Source organism: Gordonia sp. Z-3, from assembly GCF_036233855.1.
In the GTDB taxonomy this organism is placed as follows: domain Bacteria; phylum Actinomycetota; class Actinomycetes; order Mycobacteriales; family Mycobacteriaceae; genus Gordonia; species Gordonia tangerina.
This window is the reverse complement of the sequence record NZ_JAZARS010000022.1, coordinates 50,866-65,504: the sequence shown is the minus strand read 5'-3', so window position 1 is coordinate 65,504 and position 14,639 is coordinate 50,866. Positions and strand designations below refer to the sequence as shown.

Genomic DNA, 14,639 nt, shown 5'->3' with positions numbered 1-14,639 from the left:
AAGAATCCCCCAGCAGACAGGCACTTTCGCGTATCACACGCCGCCCATCACCCAGCCACGTGAAAGATCGAGGCTAGACCTCGAGGATGACCTTCACGCAGTCGGCGGAACGCTCCGCGACGCGCGCGTAGGCTGCCGCGGCGTGCTCCAACGGCATGCGGTGGGTGAAGATCCCGTCGGTGGACAGTTCGCCGGAACGCACCAGCGGCAGGAGCTCCGGCCAGGCCTGCTGGATGGGTGCGGTGGTAGATCGCAGGGTGACGCTACGGATCAGGGCCATGGTCGCGGGGAACGGGAACGGGTTGAGGTCGTGCACGCCGACGACCGACACCGTGCCGCCGGCCCGAACAAGCGACAACGCGCTGCTCATGGTGGTGTCGCTGCCAACCGCGTCGATCACCGCGTGCGGCCCCCGTCCACCGGTCTGCTCGGTCACGACCCCCAACTCCGAAGGGTCCAGCCCGACCGCACCACTCGCGGCGGCCGTCGCACGACGACCGGCCACCGGGTCGACGGCGTAGACGGTCTCGGCACCGAGCGCCAGGGCGCTGCGCACCGCACACAGACCCACCGCCCCCAACCCCATGACGACTGCGCTACCACCTGCCGGGATGTCGGCGCGCCGGGCGCCCACCCAGCCGGTCACCAGGTTGTCGGTCAGCAGCAGCGCCGCCTCGGCGCCGAGATCGTCGGGCATCGAGAGCAGCTGAAAGTCGGCGGACGGTACCGCGAGGAGTTCGGATTGCGCACCGCCGAGAACGCCGCAACCGAAGATGACCGGCCCCTGCACACAGGTAACCGGGTCCAGCGTCGAACATCCATCGCATGCACCGCAACCGGCCACCGACGACACCACCACCCGGTCTCCGACGGCATGCCCGCGCACCTGCGACCCCACCTCGACCACGGTGCCGAAGGCTTCGTGCCCCAGGGAGATCGGCGCGATGAGCGGGTAGTCACCTTCATAGAAGTGGAGGTCGGACCCACAGATCGCGGTCTGCTCCACCTGCACGATCGCGCCGTCGGGGCCCGGCAGTACCGGGTCGTCGACGGTGTCGACCCTGACCTCACCGGGGTTCTCGATCAGTACGCTTCGCACCAGCAGATCCCTCCAGAACCCGCGGTCGACAGCGGCCATCGAAGAGGTGGCCATCGATGAGGTGAGCGGTCCCCCGACCCGGGCGTGTCCATCGGTACACAGTAGGCAGCCGACGCGGCCGCTCGTAGCTTTTTGCGCGGCGACGACGGCCCTCGTCGCGCCGAGGACGGGTTGCTTGACTAGCCTCAGGTTAGTCAGTGAGCAAGGAGCGTGAGTGTTCGTCGTCGCCCACATCAGCGACCTTCATTTCAACGGCACGCGGTACAACCGCCGCCGGATCGAAGCGACGCTCGACTACATCCACGCCCGCGCCGCCGGCATCGACGCTCTGCTGGTCACCGGCGACATCACCGACGAGGGCAGTGAGTCGGAGTACCGGGAGGCCTACGGCACGCTGTACAGCCCGCTGCCGATGCTGATCACCGCCGGCAACCATGATCATCGGGAACGCTTCAACGACGGTCTGCTCGGTTACCGCAGCAGCGCGCCGGTCAACCGTTGCGAACTGATCGACGGGGTGCTGTTCGTCGTCTGCGACAGTTCCATTCCCGGCCGCAACGATGGCCACCTCGACGACGAGACCCTCGGCTGGATGTCGGAGCAGATCAGTGCTGCCGGTCCACGGGTTCCGGTGATCGTGGCGTTCCACCACCCGCCGACCACCCTCGGCATGGATTTCATGGATTCGATCCGGCAAACCGGTGAGGAACGACTGGCGGCACTGGTGACCGAGCATCCGAACATCGTGGGTTTCGTCTGCGGGCATGCGCACACCCCGGCGGTCACCATGTTTGCCGGCCGACCACTGGCGATCGCGCCGGGCGTCGCCTCCACCCTGAACCTCCCGTTCGAGGGCACCGAGATCATCAACCGCGGCCAACCGCCCGGTATCGCCTTCCACATGGTGTCCGGTCTCGACGACGGACCTGACGCCTGGCGGCTGATCACTCACTATCGGTCGGTGATGTTCTAGAACTCGGGCGAGTGCGACGAACGTGCCGAAAACCGCTACGTTCGACTCACTCGGCGGGCAGCGAATCGATCGCCGACGACCCTGCGTCGAGAAGACTCTCGAGCAGCTTCTCACCGAACTCGGGGATCAGGCCCGGCCCGGTGTCGGGCAGATTGTCGGGCAACGGCAGCCCGGCCGCGCGTGTCGCCGGGATCTCGGCCGCGCGGGTGGCCTCGAGCCGGATTCCCTTCTGCCGGTCGCGGGTCAGCGGTTCGCGATATTTGTCGAGTTCGGTCGCGGTGGTCACGGTGGCCACCGACCGCAGTCCCACCGCAGCGAAGTCGGCTGCCGCGCGCCGGATGTGGTTGGGTGAGGTGATCAGGATGATGTCATCGATGCCTTGCCCCCGGAGGATCTCGGCGGTGTTCTGCGCGTTGGCCACCGTTGATCCCGAGCGCCCCTCCTCGGTGATACGGCCGTCGTCGACGCCGTTGGCCACCAACCATTTCTTCATCGCGGCCGCCTCGGTGATGCCCTTCTTGGGGGCGCCGCCGGCCACCACAATCGGCGCGGATGCCGCGGCCTCGGCCTGCGCCTTGCCGGCGGTGACGCGGCGGATCAGCTCCGGCGCCATCTTGCCATTGCCGTTGAGCCCGTAACCGAGAATGACGATCGCCGTCCGGCCGGTCACGGTTTTCGGGGAGGTGTCCGGCACGATCTGCGCGGCGGCATCCACCCCGGCGATGATGTTGCGCGCGGTCGTGTGCAACGTCCGGTTGATCCCGTTCAGCTTCGCCAGCGCTGCATCACTTCCGGCGGCATCGTCGACCTGCGCCGACCAGATGGCCTGCAGCGCAAGTGCATACGGGTCCACCGGAACAACGCTGAGCATCTGCTGCAACGACTCGAGCCCACCGGTCACGTCACCGGCGGCGAACTTCTGCTGCGCCGAGTTGTAGAACGTGGACGGGTCCATCGCGGTGACCGCCGGACGGACGCCCGGTTGCGCGGAATGGTCGACCGGCAGCGCGCCGATCACGAGACCACCGACGGCCGCGGTCGCCACCACGCCGACAGCGGCCAGGCGCGCACGTTTCACTCTCGTCACACGAGTCACTTGCGTAACAGTAGGCTGGGAACCTCACGCCGCAGCACCCGTCCGATCCCAACTCGATAACACCCACCGAATCCATCAGCGCCGGATTCCGGCCACCTTCAGCAACTCCGGGCGACGCAGCACGAGTCCGACCCACAGCAAGACACCGAAGTAGACCGCGAACAGGGTGTGGTCCAGCAGCGGCGCCTCGATACGCATGTTGGCGGTGACCGCGCCACCGAGGTAGGCGGTCAAGCCCACCGCGCCGAGCACCGCGGTCCGCGGGATTGCGAACACCACAAGACAGATGAGCAACACGGTGCCCATGATGTAGGTCTGGTCGATGGGGAAGCCGAGCTCGGCGGTGCCTTCGACGACGGCTTCGGGCTGCGTCAGCTTGCCGACGATGTCGAAGACCAGGAAGGCGCCGAGCAGCACGCTGATGACGACTCCTGTTGTGTGCCGCCAATTTCGGCGGGTGGTGGTTCGGTCGGTTTCGGTGGCGACGGTGTGGCTGGTCATGATGTCCTCCGTTGGCGATGGGTGGTTTGTGCGTAAATAGACCACCACTCACCACGAAACTCATCGCCCGCCGCGCCAGACCCCGAAGACGACTCTTCCCCCGGGTGTTGTTTCTTCGGTCGACTGCAGTCAGCCGAAGAAGCGATACCCGGGGGAAGAACCGAGAAGTACTACAGCGCCTTGAGCTCCTCGATGACGCTGTCGACGCTCTTCTTGGCGTCGCCGAACAACATCGATGTGCCGTCGGCGAAGAACAGCGGGTTCTCGATGCCGGCGTAGCCCGAACTCATCGACCGCTTGAGCACGATCGTCGACCGGGCCTCGTCGACATTGAGGATCGGCATGCCGTGGATCGGGCTGCTCGGGTCGTTGCGCGCAGCCGGGTTGGTGACGTCGTTGGCGCCGATGACGATGGCGACGTCGGTGCGGTTGAACTCACCGTTGATGTCGTCCATCTCCTTCATGGCGTCGTACTCGACGTCGGCCTCGGCCAGCAGCACGTTCATGTGTCCGGGCATCCGGCCGGCCACCGGGTGGATGGCGTACTTGACCTCGACGCCCTTGCCCTCGAGCAGGCTGGCCATTTCCTTGACGGCGTGCTGGGCCTGGGCAACGGCCAGACCGTAACCGGGGACGACGATCACCTGGTTGGCATACGCCATCTGGATCGCGGCGTCGGCAGCCGAGGTGGCCTTCACCGTGCCGCCGGCCGCGCCGCCCGGACCGGCTGCGGCGTCGCCACCACCACCGAAGGAACCGAACACGATCGACGGGATCGAACGGTTCATCGCCTTGGCCATCAGGTTGGTCAGGATCGAACCCGAGGCGCCGACGATCATGCCGGCCACGATCAGCGCAGTGTTGTCCAGCGCGATACCCGCGGCCGCCGCCGACAACCCGGTCATCGCGTTGAGCAGCGAGATGACCACCGGCATGTCGGCGCCGCCGATCGGGAACACCACGAACAGCCCCATCACGCCGGCCGCGACGAGCAGGCCGAGCATCCACCAGCCGCTGGCGCCCCCGCCATTGGCGGCATTGATACCGAGGTAGATCGCGATGGCCAGCGCCACCACCAGCAGCACGATGTTGGCGAGCTGGAACAGCCGCGCGTTGCCGACGAACAGCTTCTCCAGCCCCTTGGGCAGGATCTCCTGCAACTTGGAGAACGCGACGAGCGAACCCCAGAACGAGATCGAACCGATGATCGCGGCGATCAACGACCCGATCACCAGCGGCGAGGCAGGTTCGGTGTTGTGGAACTCGCCGAAGCCGGAGGTCTCCAGGAACTCCGCCCACGCGATCAGCGCGACGGTACCGCCACCGACACCGTTGAACAGCGCCACCAGCTGCGGCATGGCTGTCATCTTGGTGCGCAGCGCCGGCGGGATGCCCAGCACCACACCGAGAACCAGACCGATGACGATCAGAATCCAGTTGATCGTGGGTACTCCGACGGTGGAATGTCCGTCGTCACCGACGGCACCCTCGTTGTAGACGTAGAGCAGGGTCGCGGCCACCGCCAGCGCCATACCGGTTGCCGCGATCCAGTTACCGCGCACCGCGGTTTTCGGCCCGGTCAGGCCCATCAGGCCGTAGATGAACAACGAGAACGAAACGATGTAGAGGGCCATCACCAGATAGGAGATGCCCTGACTCGGGGTGTGGGCGTCTGCCGCCAGCACCAGGTCCGCGGTCACTTGGCCGCCTCCTTCTTACCCTTGAACATGCCCAGCATGCGGTCGGTGACCGCGAAGCCACCGATCACGTTGAGCGTGCCGAACACCAACGCGACGAACGCGATGATCCGAATGCCCCAGTTGGCGTCGGCGGGCAGTTTGCCCAGCACCACCAGCGCGCCCAGCACGACGATGCCGTGGATGGCGTTGGTTCCCGACATCAGCGGGGTGTGCAAGGTGTTGGGCACCTTGGAGATCACGGCGAAGCCCACGAACCCGGCAAGAACCAGGATCGCGATGTTCGCCAGCAGTCCGGTGTACATCAGGCCGACACCTCTTCTCGGGTCACGCAGGCACCAGCCAGCACCTCGTCGTCGAAATCCGGTGTGAACGCACCGTTGTCGTCGAGCATCAACTCGAGCAGGGCGAGCAGGTTCTTCGAGTACAGCTCGCTGGCATGCTCGGGCATCGTCGCCGGCAGATTCAGCGGCGAGGCGATCGTCACGTCATGTTTGACGACGGTCTGCCCCGGCTCGGTCAGTTCGCAGTTGCCGCCGGTCTCCCCCGCCAGATCGATCACCACACTGCCGGCCTTCATCCCCTCGACCGCCGCCGCGGTCACCAACCGTGGCGCGGGACGCCCCGGCACCAACGCAGTGGTGATCACCACGTCGAAACCTTTGATCGCGTCCTCAAGCGCCTGCTGCTGCTTGGCGCGCTCGTCGTCGGTCAGTTCGCGCGCGTATCCGCCCTCACCGGCGGCGTCGATACCCAGATCGAGCCACTGCGCACCAACCGAACGCACCTGCTCGGCCACCTCGGGCCGCACGTCATAGCCGGTGGTCCGGCCGCCGAGGCGTTTGGCGGTGGCCAACGCCTGCAGTCCGGCGACCCCCACCCCGAGCACCAGCACCGTGGCCGGTTTCACCGTGCCCGCGGCGGTGGTCATCATCGGGAAATACCGCGTCGACAGGTCCGCGGCCACCACGACCGCCTTATAACCGGAGACATTGGCCTGCGAACTCAGCGCATCCATCACCTGGGCCCGCGATATACGCGGAATCGCCTCCACCGCATAGGCCTCGACGCCTGCGGACTTCAGCGCGCCGATCTGGTTGTCGGCGTTGCGCGGCGCCAGAAAGCCGATCAGCTTCTGGCCGCTGCGCAACTTGCCGATCTCGGCGTCGGTCGGCGGGGCGACCCGGACCACCACATCCGCGGAGTACGGGTCGCCGATCGTCGCACCCGCGTCCACATACTGTTCGTCTGGAATCAACGCTCCCAGACCGGCGCCCGATTCGACGATCACCGGGACACCCTTCCCGACCAGCGAGCCCACCACCTTGGGGACCAGCGCCACTCGGCGCTCGCCCTCGGCGGACTCGCGCACGACACCCACACTCATAGTTCTCACCTTTGGTTTCGGACAGGTCGCACTTGGCTGACCGGACCCCTCGGTCGCCCCACATCGCATTCGGATCGCGGTTGCGATGTGCCGGGTGGCAGTGCATTGTCGCCCGGCTCACAAAAACGTGCGACGAACATAGCACGAGGTCACGCGCAAGGGTTCGGTCAGTCGGATTGGTCACTCAACCCTTGACGGAACATGTTCTATCAATTCTGGACAGTTGTCTATTCAGCTGTCCGAGATGCCTGGCAGTGGCCGTGCTTGCAGGTCGAGTTTCGCCGCACCGGTCGGACCGGAGTCCGCGGCAGAAGTTCGCGGAGGAATGTCCGCCGGCATCACCACACGGAGCCGTGGGCCGGATAATCCATCCGAGAGTCCCCTGCGGTGATCCGCACGGACACTCCGGCTCAGGACACCGAGAACCGACGTGCATCCAGGCCGGTGGCCCCTTCCGGAATCGGCGACGCGTAGGCCTCGACCTGTTGGTTGCCGTCCTTGTCGACAGCGCGGCATTCCACGGTGTGCTCACCCGGGGTCGCATCCCACGCGAAGCGCCACTGCCGCCAGGTGTCGATGGAGTATTCGGTGGCCAGCTCGGCGCGCTGCCACCCTCCGTCGTCGACGCGCACGTCGACCGCAGCGATCCCGGTGTGCTGCGCCCAGGCGGTTCCGGCGATGATGACCTCGCCCGCCTCGATCCGTGAATCCGTGGGGCGATCGATGCGCGAGGACAGCTTGATGGGCCCGAGTGCCGACCATCCGCGGGTGGTCCAGTACGCCTTGGCGTCGGCGAAGGTGGTGAGTTCCCAGTCGGTGACCCACTTGGTGGCCGACACATAGCCGTACAGGCCCGGCACCACCTGTCGCACCGGGTAGCCATGCTCGACCGGCAACGGCTCCCCGTTCATGCCGATCACCAGCAGCGCGTCGCGGCCGTCGGTCACCGCGGACACCGGGGTGCCGCAGGTCCACCCGTCGGCGCTGGTCGACAGCAGCATGTCGGCGCCCGGCCGCACACCCGCCCGATCGAGCAACGTCGCCATCGGCACACCCAGCCAGCGCGCGTTGTCGATGAGGTCGCCGCCGACCTCGTTGGACACGCAGGTCAACGTCACGACGCGTTCGGTCATCGGCATCGCGACGAGCTCATCCCAGCCGATGCGGATCTCGTTGTCGACCATGCCGTGAATACGCAGTGACCATCCCTCGGTGGTCAGGTTGGGGACCTGCAACGCGGTGTCGATCCGGTAGAAGTCGGCGTTGGCGGTGACGAACGGGGTGGCGCCGGGCAGATCCAGGTCGGCGCCCGGGGGGATCGGCGGTGCCGGCGTGCGTGGCGACGGCAGGATGAGCTTGGTGCGGTCGGCCACGGTGCGGGCGGTGTCGGCGAGCATGCGTCGTCCGACGGTGCCGACCACCACCGCCACCGCCGCGATACCGCCGGCGGTCAGCACGAATCGGCGGTCCACGCGATGCCCGGCCGGGGCCGGATCATCGGCGGGGTCCGCCTGCTCCGCAGGCAGCATCGAGACCAGCAGGTGCAACACCAACACCGCCACCGCTGCACCGAGAAGCGACGGCAGCACGAACGTCCACCGCGAGTCGGGCCGATCCCACGCCGCCAGCACACCCACCACGCCGAACACCGCGACGACGACCGCGCCGATCGGCGGCCGACGATGCTCGGCGATGCCGCACGCAGCCGCGATCAGGGCGATCAGCACTCCCATGCCGATGTAGAGGGCGGGTTTGTCGGCGGTCCCGAAGGTACCGATGGCGAACTCACGACCGAAGGTCGGCGCATGGTCGACGACGGCTGCGCCGACGGCGAAGAAGGGTGACGACCCGGTGTCGATCCACGCGGCGACGATCTCGCCCACCGCGAGTCCGGCGCCGACGGCCACCAGTCCTGCCGCGGCCGCGGCGAACAGATGACTACGGGTACCGACGCGGGAGGTCACATCCCCTTGATACCCCACCACCCCGCTGCGGCGGGGCGCCCGGCGTGCACCGTCACCCTTCGGTCACAACTGACGAGCGCTGTGCCGCATGCCGACCCGCGCGACGCCCGAAATACGAGCCCTCGCCGAGTTGCGTTCCGCTCGCGTAGCCCTTTCCGTCCTGGGCGATGTTGGCGGCACACGCGCCGGCCGCATAAAGCCCGGCGATGGGTGTGCCGTCGTCGTGGAGCACCTCGGCGTCGAGCGAGGTGGCCATGCCTCCCATGGTGAAACAGGAGTACATCGCCTTGCCGAGACTCAGGTCGAAGGCCCCCCAGGGGCCGTGGTCCTGCGGGGCCAGGAACTCCGCGGACTTGTGGAAATCGGGATCTTCTCCGCGAGCGGCGTTTGCGTTGTAGTCGGCGAGGGTCTTCTGCAGGCGCCCCTCCGGGATTCCGAGTGCCGACTCCATCTCCTCGACGGTTTCCCACCCGTCGATCAGGTTGATCAACGGAACCTCCGGACGCTCCATATGCGCCTCGTCGACGATGAGGAAGGCGGCCGAATCCGGTTGGTCCATCACGAAACCCGCAGTTCGGGAGTGGTAGGAGTCCTCGGCGACGAAGCGATCACCGTCCTTGTTCACCACGATGCCGGTGAGCAAAATGCTCGGTGGGTAGATCGGGGCGGTCACGAACGCCTGGTCCATATGCCGCAGCGCGGCGCCCACCGATTCGCCGAGGCGGATGCCCAACCCGTCGTCGTAGGTACTGCCGAGAGTGAACGGCTTCTCGGCGACATGCGGCACGTACCGCGCGACCATCTCCTCGTTCATCACGAAACCGCCGGCCGCGATGATCACCGAAGCCGCGCGGATGAGGCCGTGAGCCTCAGGAGTGCGCCAGGACGCCCCGACCACGCCACCCGCGTCGTCGACGACGAGCTGCCGGGCGCCGGTCTCGTAACGGATCTCCGCACCCAGTTCGGTGAGACGCTTGACCAGGAGATCGACCACCATCGACGCACCGCCGGTGTCGCCGGGCACCGGCACCTTGTGGCCGCGCGGCGCGGGGACGGCCATGTCCTTGAACGGCCACACCTTCTCGTTGCCGGTGAACATCAACCCCTGGGTCTGCGGCTGGATCACCGCCTTCTCCGGATAGAAACTGCGCTCGAAACTGAACCCCAGCGACTCGAGCCAGGTGAAGTGCTCGACGCTGTCGACGCAGTAGGCGTGGATCTTGTCCGGCTCCGGGTCCCGGGACACCGCGGTGATGTATTTCTCCATCTCTTCGGCGGAGTCCGCGTGCCCGGTCGCCTCCTGCACCGCGGTACCGCCGCCGAGATAGAAGTGTCCGCCGGCCATGCAACTGGTGCCGCCCGCAGCGGCCGCGCGTTCCAATACCAGTACCTTCGCACCCGCGGCCGCCGCTTCCACCGCCGCGCTGCCGCCGGCCACCCCGCACCCGATGACCAGCACGTCGACCTCGTCGGAGAACGACTCGACGGAGTCCAGCGCGATGGTGTCGGGGACCTCAGTTCCTGCCATGCCCACAGCGTAAACGATCGACTAGAACATGTTCTAGTTCGGTGCGATGAGGGGTCAGCGAAATGCCATCCGCGCACGCGCCATGCATCCGCGCATGTCGCGACGTGCGCGGATGCGTGACGAGTGCGCGCTTGCGCCGGTCACCTCACGCGCGCGAACGCGAATGCGCCCGGAACCGCCGCAACCGCAGGCTGTTGGCCACGACGAAGGCCGATGACAGCGCCATCGCCGCGCCGGCCAGCATCGGGTTGAGCAGCCCGGCGGCGGCGATCGGAATCGCCGCGACGTTGTAGGCGAATGCCCAGAACAGGTTGCCCTTGATGGTGGCCAGGGTGCGACGGGCCAGGCGGATGGCGTCGACCACCGCCCACAGGTCGCCGCTGACCACGGTCAGGTCACCGGCCTGGATCGCCACGTCGGTACCGGTACCCATCGCGATCCCGAGATCGGCCTGGGCCAGCGCCGCGGCGTCGTTGATCCCGTCGCCCGCCATCGCCACCGAGTGGCCCTGTGCCTGCAACTCCTCGATGGTCGCCAGCTTCTGGGCCGGCGTGACCTCGGCGACGACCTGCTCGATACCGACCGCCCGTGCCACGTGTTCGGCGGCGCCGGCGTTGTCGCCGGTGAGCAGGATCGGGGTCAGGCCCATCCGGCGCAGTTCGGTGATAGCCGCGTCCGAGGTGTCCTTCACCTGATCGCCCACCACGAGCACGGCGACCGGCCGGTCGTCGAAGGACACGATCACCGCGGTGGCGCCACTCGACTGCGCCTCGGCGACGGCTGCAGACAGGGACTCCGGGAGCGCCACGTCGCTGCTCGGCTTCTCGACGACGACGCGGAGCCCGTCGACGGCTCCCCCGACGCCGGACCCCTCGATCGCCCGGAAATCGGTCACCTGCGGCGTCGGACCCGCATACCGACGTCCGGCGGCCGCCACGACCGCACGCCCGATGGGATGCTCCGACCCCGACTCAACCGCAGCCGCCGAGCGCAATGCCCGCTCCTCACCCGGCCCGTCGGCGACGACGACCATCGACTGCAGGGACATCTCTCCTGTGGTCACGGTGCCGGTCTTGTCGAGCACGATCGTGTCCACCCGCTTGGTGGACTCCAGCACCTCGGGACCCTTGAGGAGCACCCCGAGTTGCGCGCCGCGGCCGGTACCGACCATCAGTGCGGTGGGTGTGGCCAACCCGAGGGCACACGGGCACGCGATGATCAGCACCGCCACAGCGGCGGTGAAGGCTACCGAGATCCCTCCGGAATCACCTGCGACGCTTGTACTTCCGAGCCAGAATCCGAGGGTGGCGACGGCGATGGCGATCACCGCCGGCACGAAGTACGCAGAGATCCGGTCGGCGAGGCGTTGCGCGTCGGCCTTACCGGCCTGCGCGTCGGCCACCATCTTCGCCATCTGTGCGAGTGAGGTGTCCGAACCCACCCGTGTGGCGCGGACCACCAGTCGCCCGGCGGCGTTGACGGTTGCACCGATGACCTCGTCACCGGCGGTGACCTCCACCGGCACGGATTCGCCGGTGATCATCGACGCGTCGACGGCCGAGACCCCGTCTACGACGATCCCGTCGGTGGCGACCTTCTCGCCGGGACGCACCACGAACACATCGTCGACGGCGAGCTCGGCCACCGGGATGCGAAGTTCGTTCCCGTCCACGAGGACCGCGACATCCTTGGCGCCGAGATCCAGCAGCGCACGGAGTGCATCACCGGCACGACGCTTGGCACGCTTCTCGAAGTAGCGGCCGGCGAGCAAAAACGTGGTGACACCTGCCGCGGCCTCGAGATAGATGTTGGCGGCACCGTCGCCGCGAGACGCGATCAGGTCGAAGCCGTGGTGCATCCCGGGTTCTCCGGCGGTGCCGAAGAACAGCGCGTAAAGCGACCAGGCGAACGCGGCGAGCGTTCCCATCGAGACCAGGGTGTCCATCGTGGTGGCTCCGTGGCGCAGGTTTATCCACGCGGCGCGGTGAAACGGGTAGGCGCCCCAGACGATGACGGGCGCCGCCAGCGTCAACGACAGCCACTGCCAGTAGGTGAACTGCCAGGCGGGCACCATCGCCAGGGCGATCACCGGAACGCTGAGCACCGCGGAGACGACGAGCCGCTGCCGCAGGTCGTCGAGTTCGGCGTCACCGCGCTCGTCCGATGAATCGTGCTCGTCGTCGCCCGGTCCGCCGACTGGCGACGCGCCATATCCGGCGTCTCGCACCACGGTGATCAGGTCGGCGGAATCCAGCGTCGCGGGGTACTCGACATGGGCTTGCTCGGTCGCATAGTTCACCGACGCCCGGACACCGTCGAGCTTGTTCAGCTTGCGCTCGATCCGGTTGGCACACGACGCACAGGTCATGCCGTCGATGTCGAAGTCGACCTGCTCGAGGCCAATGGTCATCTCAGCTCACTCCGAATGCTGTTGATGGGGACCGGATTGATGAGTGCCGGAAGCGGGCAGCGGGGCATCCCCGGCCCACGGATCCACCGCTCGGCCGACACCGAAGGCGATGCCGAAGACGGCAGCCAGGGCGGCGACGAAGGCGGCGATCCGATAGGCGGGGGTGGTCATGCCAGTTGGTAGCCGGCTTCGGCGACCGCGGCGCCGACCTCGGCGGTGTCGAGTTCGCGGTCACTGGTGACCTCGACGGCGCCGGTGTCGAGGGTGACGTCGACGCTGTGGACGCCGGAGATCTCCTCGATCTCCTCGCGTACCGACGCCACACAGTGCTCGCAGGTCATGCCGGTCACGGTGTAGGTGGCGGTGGTCATGGTTCGTTCCTCCTTCGTTGGACGTCGAATCGACGTATGTGCGGTGGTGGTGCATGCCGAGCCGGCCGGGTACACCGACGGCCGGTTCGCCGAGGGGCAGGATTGGCCGTGTCAGGACTTGACGAGCCGGGTGATCGCCGCCATGGCCTCGTCGATCTTTTCGTGGCCGGCGGCGTCGCTTTCCTGAGCGGCGTGCATCACGCAGTGGTTCATGTGCTCCTCGAGCAGACCCAGTCCGACGGCCTGTAGCGCCTTGGTCATCGCAGAGACCTGCGTGAGGATGTCGATGCAGTAGGCCTCGTCGTCGACCATGCGCTGCAATCCACGCGCCTGCCCCTCGATCCGCCGAAGCCGTTTGAGGTAGTCGTCTTTGCTGCTGATGTAGCCGTGCGATGCGGTGTCCATGTCTTCCATCCTGCCCTCAGATACCGGTACCCCCCTAGGGTACACATCGCAGGCCACGACCGAAACCCACACTGAACAGCAGTTTTGTCGAGTGGCTCACTCGACAGAATTCACAACGGCCCTACTTGCGGACTGCCGGACCCTCCGTGGGACGCATCGCGGCAGCGAGTTTCTCCAGAGCTGCGGCGACGTCGCGCAACGCCGCGGCGATCTCGGCACCGTGGCCGTCGGCTTCGTGGGCACTTCCGGTCCCCGACGTGCCGAGCGTTTGATTCGGCATGGACGCCTGCGGCGGGCGGGCCGGTGGCGCGGGAGCGACCGGCGCCGAAGCGGGCGCCTCGTCGTCGGGGTCGGGCAGGCGGTGGCGGCTCGACGCCCGCCGCGTCATGTCCGCGGGTGGTTCGGCGTCGGTGGACCGGCGACCGAGCCGGTAACCCTGGTGTCCGGCGTGTGCTCGGACCGGTTGGGCGGTGGTCTCACGTCGGCTGGTCGGATCTGCCGGGATCGGGGTGGGCGGGCGCGGTGCGGCTGAACGCATCGGGCCGGATGGTTCGGGCGATGGCCGACCGGGCCGAAGGCGCTGCGCCTCCGCATCGTCGAGCGCCCGCTGAGGTACCGGTCCCGTTGCTGATCGTGGCGCGGGTTGGCGCGCAGCCGACGGGGGTGCGGGCTGCTGCGGGCCGGCCATCCGCGGGGGTGCCGGGGGTGCAGACGCAGGCGATGGGGGCGCGGGCCGCTGCGGAGCCGGGCCCGCCGGCGGCCCGGCGTGCGGCGTCGACACGGCCGTGGGGGCGTGGCCGTTCGACGGCGCGAAGAAGTGCCCCCCGCCGTGGCCCTCGTAGAACAGGCATCCGGTGCCCTGCGGCGAGCGAGCCGTGCACGGATTGCGCTCGATCAGGGACTGGGCGTGGTCGTCGAAGTCGTTCCACTCCAACCACAGTCGACGGTCGACCCGTGGATGCGAGCTGGCATCGGTGGCATGGTTCCCGCGATGACCCGCGGCCAGCCGGCAATGCAGCAGCCACTCCGACTGACCGGTCAGTCCCAACGCGGTGCGTTCCTGCGGTGTGCACACGACCGTCGACCAGCAGCCTTCGCCGTTCATCCGGTCACTCCTTCGGGCATCACGCACATGCAGTGGTCGATCATTCCTGACTCGGGGCGCGCCTGATTGCGCAGCACCCGCCATACGACGCCCCCGACTGCGT

Annotated in this window: 14 protein-coding genes; 1 reads left to right on the top strand and 13 read right to left on the bottom strand. The window is 67.5% G+C overall.

From position 1 onward, the window contains the following. Window positions 1-73 precede the first annotated feature (73 nt). Window positions 74-1,099 (bottom strand): alcohol dehydrogenase catalytic domain-containing protein, encoded by a 1,026-nt coding sequence (locus tag VX037_RS21375; protein ID WP_328715825.1) that lies wholly within the window; start codon window positions 1,097-1,099, stop codon window positions 74-76. 214 nt (window positions 1,100-1,313) lie between these two features. Here VX037_RS21375 and VX037_RS21370 point away from each other — a divergent pair, with 214 nt between their 5' ends. Further along, the gene (locus tag VX037_RS21370; RefSeq protein WP_287015139.1) at window positions 1,314-2,072 is read left to right on the top strand and encodes a metallophosphoesterase; all 759 of its coding nucleotides are present in this window, start codon (window positions 1,314-1,316) and stop codon (window positions 2,070-2,072) included. A gap of 46 nt (window positions 2,073-2,118) precedes the next feature. Here VX037_RS21370 and VX037_RS21365 read toward each other — a convergent pair whose 3' ends face one another. The 12 genes from VX037_RS21365 to VX037_RS21310 all read right to left on the bottom strand — a co-directional run bounded on the left by VX037_RS21365 (window position 2,119) and on the right by VX037_RS21310 (window position 14,536). Then, window positions 2,119-3,168 carry a YdcF family protein gene (locus VX037_RS21365; RefSeq protein WP_442903728.1) on the bottom strand — a complete coding sequence of 350 codons (1,050 nt, stop codon included), beginning with the start codon at window positions 3,166-3,168 and terminating at the stop codon, window positions 2,119-2,121. A gap of 75 nt (window positions 3,169-3,243) precedes the next feature. Beyond that, window positions 3,244-3,669: a DoxX family protein gene (locus tag VX037_RS21360; RefSeq protein WP_328715824.1), complete on the bottom strand. Its 426-nt coding sequence runs from the start codon at window positions 3,667-3,669 to the stop codon at window positions 3,244-3,246. A 170-nt stretch (window positions 3,670-3,839) separates the two neighbouring features. Further along, complete coding sequence (locus VX037_RS21355; RefSeq protein WP_328715823.1) at window positions 3,840-5,369, bottom strand: NAD(P)(+) transhydrogenase (Re/Si-specific) subunit beta; 1,530 nt, start codon at window positions 5,367-5,369, stop codon at window positions 3,840-3,842. After that, a complete protein-coding gene (locus VX037_RS21350; protein ID WP_160902001.1) occupies window positions 5,366-5,671 on the bottom strand; it encodes an NAD(P) transhydrogenase subunit alpha in 306 nt (101 codons plus the stop codon). The genes VX037_RS21355 and VX037_RS21350 overlap by 4 nt, the downstream gene beginning before the upstream one ends. Beyond that, on the bottom strand, window positions 5,671-6,753 hold the full coding sequence (locus tag VX037_RS21345; RefSeq protein WP_235722888.1) for a Re/Si-specific NAD(P)(+) transhydrogenase subunit alpha: 1,083 nt from the start codon (window positions 6,751-6,753) through the stop codon (window positions 5,671-5,673). The genes VX037_RS21350 and VX037_RS21345 overlap by 1 nt, the downstream gene beginning before the upstream one ends. A 410-nt stretch (window positions 6,754-7,163) precedes the next feature. Beyond that, window positions 7,164-8,717: a molybdopterin-dependent oxidoreductase gene (locus tag VX037_RS21340; RefSeq protein ID WP_328715821.1), complete on the bottom strand. Its 1,554-nt coding sequence runs from the start codon at window positions 8,715-8,717 to the stop codon at window positions 7,164-7,166. A 52-nt stretch (window positions 8,718-8,769) separates the two neighbouring features. Continuing rightward, entirely contained in the window at window positions 8,770-10,245 is a 1,476-nt protein-coding gene (locus VX037_RS21335) for an FAD-binding protein (RefSeq protein WP_328715820.1), read from the bottom strand. Window positions 10,246-10,390: 145 nt separating this feature from the next. After that, the gene (locus VX037_RS21330; RefSeq protein ID WP_328715818.1) at window positions 10,391-12,655 is read right to left on the bottom strand and encodes a heavy metal translocating P-type ATPase; all 2,265 of its coding nucleotides are present in this window, start codon (window positions 12,653-12,655) and stop codon (window positions 10,391-10,393) included. Window positions 12,656-12,661: 6 nt separating this feature from the next. Next, window positions 12,662-12,826 carry a hypothetical protein gene (locus tag VX037_RS21325; RefSeq protein WP_287015135.1) on the bottom strand — a complete coding sequence of 55 codons (165 nt, stop codon included), beginning with the start codon at window positions 12,824-12,826 and terminating at the stop codon, window positions 12,662-12,664. Next, window positions 12,823-13,026, bottom strand: a complete 204-nt coding sequence (locus tag VX037_RS21320) for a heavy-metal-associated domain-containing protein (RefSeq protein WP_235722893.1) — start codon at window positions 13,024-13,026, stop codon at window positions 12,823-12,825. Before VX037_RS21320 ends, VX037_RS21325 begins: the two co-directional genes overlap by 4 nt. A gap of 111 nt (window positions 13,027-13,137) precedes the next feature. Further along, window positions 13,138-13,431 (bottom strand): metal-sensitive transcriptional regulator, encoded by a 294-nt coding sequence (locus tag VX037_RS21315; protein ID WP_235722894.1) that lies wholly within the window; start codon window positions 13,429-13,431, stop codon window positions 13,138-13,140. A 121-nt stretch (window positions 13,432-13,552) separates the two neighbouring features. After that, window positions 13,553-14,536, bottom strand: coding sequence for a hypothetical protein (locus tag VX037_RS21310; protein ID WP_328715816.1), 984 nt, complete (start codon window positions 14,534-14,536; stop codon window positions 13,553-13,555). Window positions 14,537-14,639: the final 103 nt, after the last annotated feature.

What these genes read in the sequence shown, in the direction of transcription:
- VX037_RS21360 (WP_328715824.1), bottom strand. Translation starts at nt 3,669, where the DNA reads ATGACCAGCCACACCGTCGCCACCGAAACCGACCGAACCACCACCCGC.
- VX037_RS21315 (WP_235722894.1), bottom strand. Translation starts at nt 13,431, where the DNA reads ATGGACACCGCATCGCACGGCTACATCAGCAGCAAAGACGACTACCTC.
- VX037_RS21310 (WP_328715816.1), bottom strand. Translation starts at nt 14,536, where the DNA reads ATGAACGGCGAAGGCTGCTGGTCGACGGTCGTGTGCACACCGCAGGAA.
- VX037_RS21335 (WP_328715820.1), bottom strand. Translation starts at nt 10,245, where the DNA reads ATGGCAGGAACTGAGGTCCCCGACACCATCGCGCTGGACTCCGTCGAG.
- VX037_RS21350 (WP_160902001.1), bottom strand. Translation starts at nt 5,671, where the DNA reads ATGTACACCGGACTGCTGGCGAACATCGCGATCCTGGTTCTTGCCGGG.
- VX037_RS21325 (WP_287015135.1), bottom strand. Translation starts at nt 12,826, where the DNA reads ATGACCACCCCCGCCTATCGGATCGCCGCCTTCGTCGCCGCCCTGGCT.
- VX037_RS21345 (WP_235722888.1), bottom strand. Translation starts at nt 6,753, where the DNA reads ATGAGTGTGGGTGTCGTGCGCGAGTCCGCCGAGGGCGAGCGCCGAGTG.
- VX037_RS21320 (WP_235722893.1), bottom strand. Translation starts at nt 13,026, where the DNA reads ATGACCACCGCCACCTACACCGTGACCGGCATGACCTGCGAGCACTGT.
- VX037_RS21330 (WP_328715818.1), bottom strand. Translation starts at nt 12,655, where the DNA reads ATGACCATTGGCCTCGAGCAGGTCGACTTCGACATCGACGGCATGACC.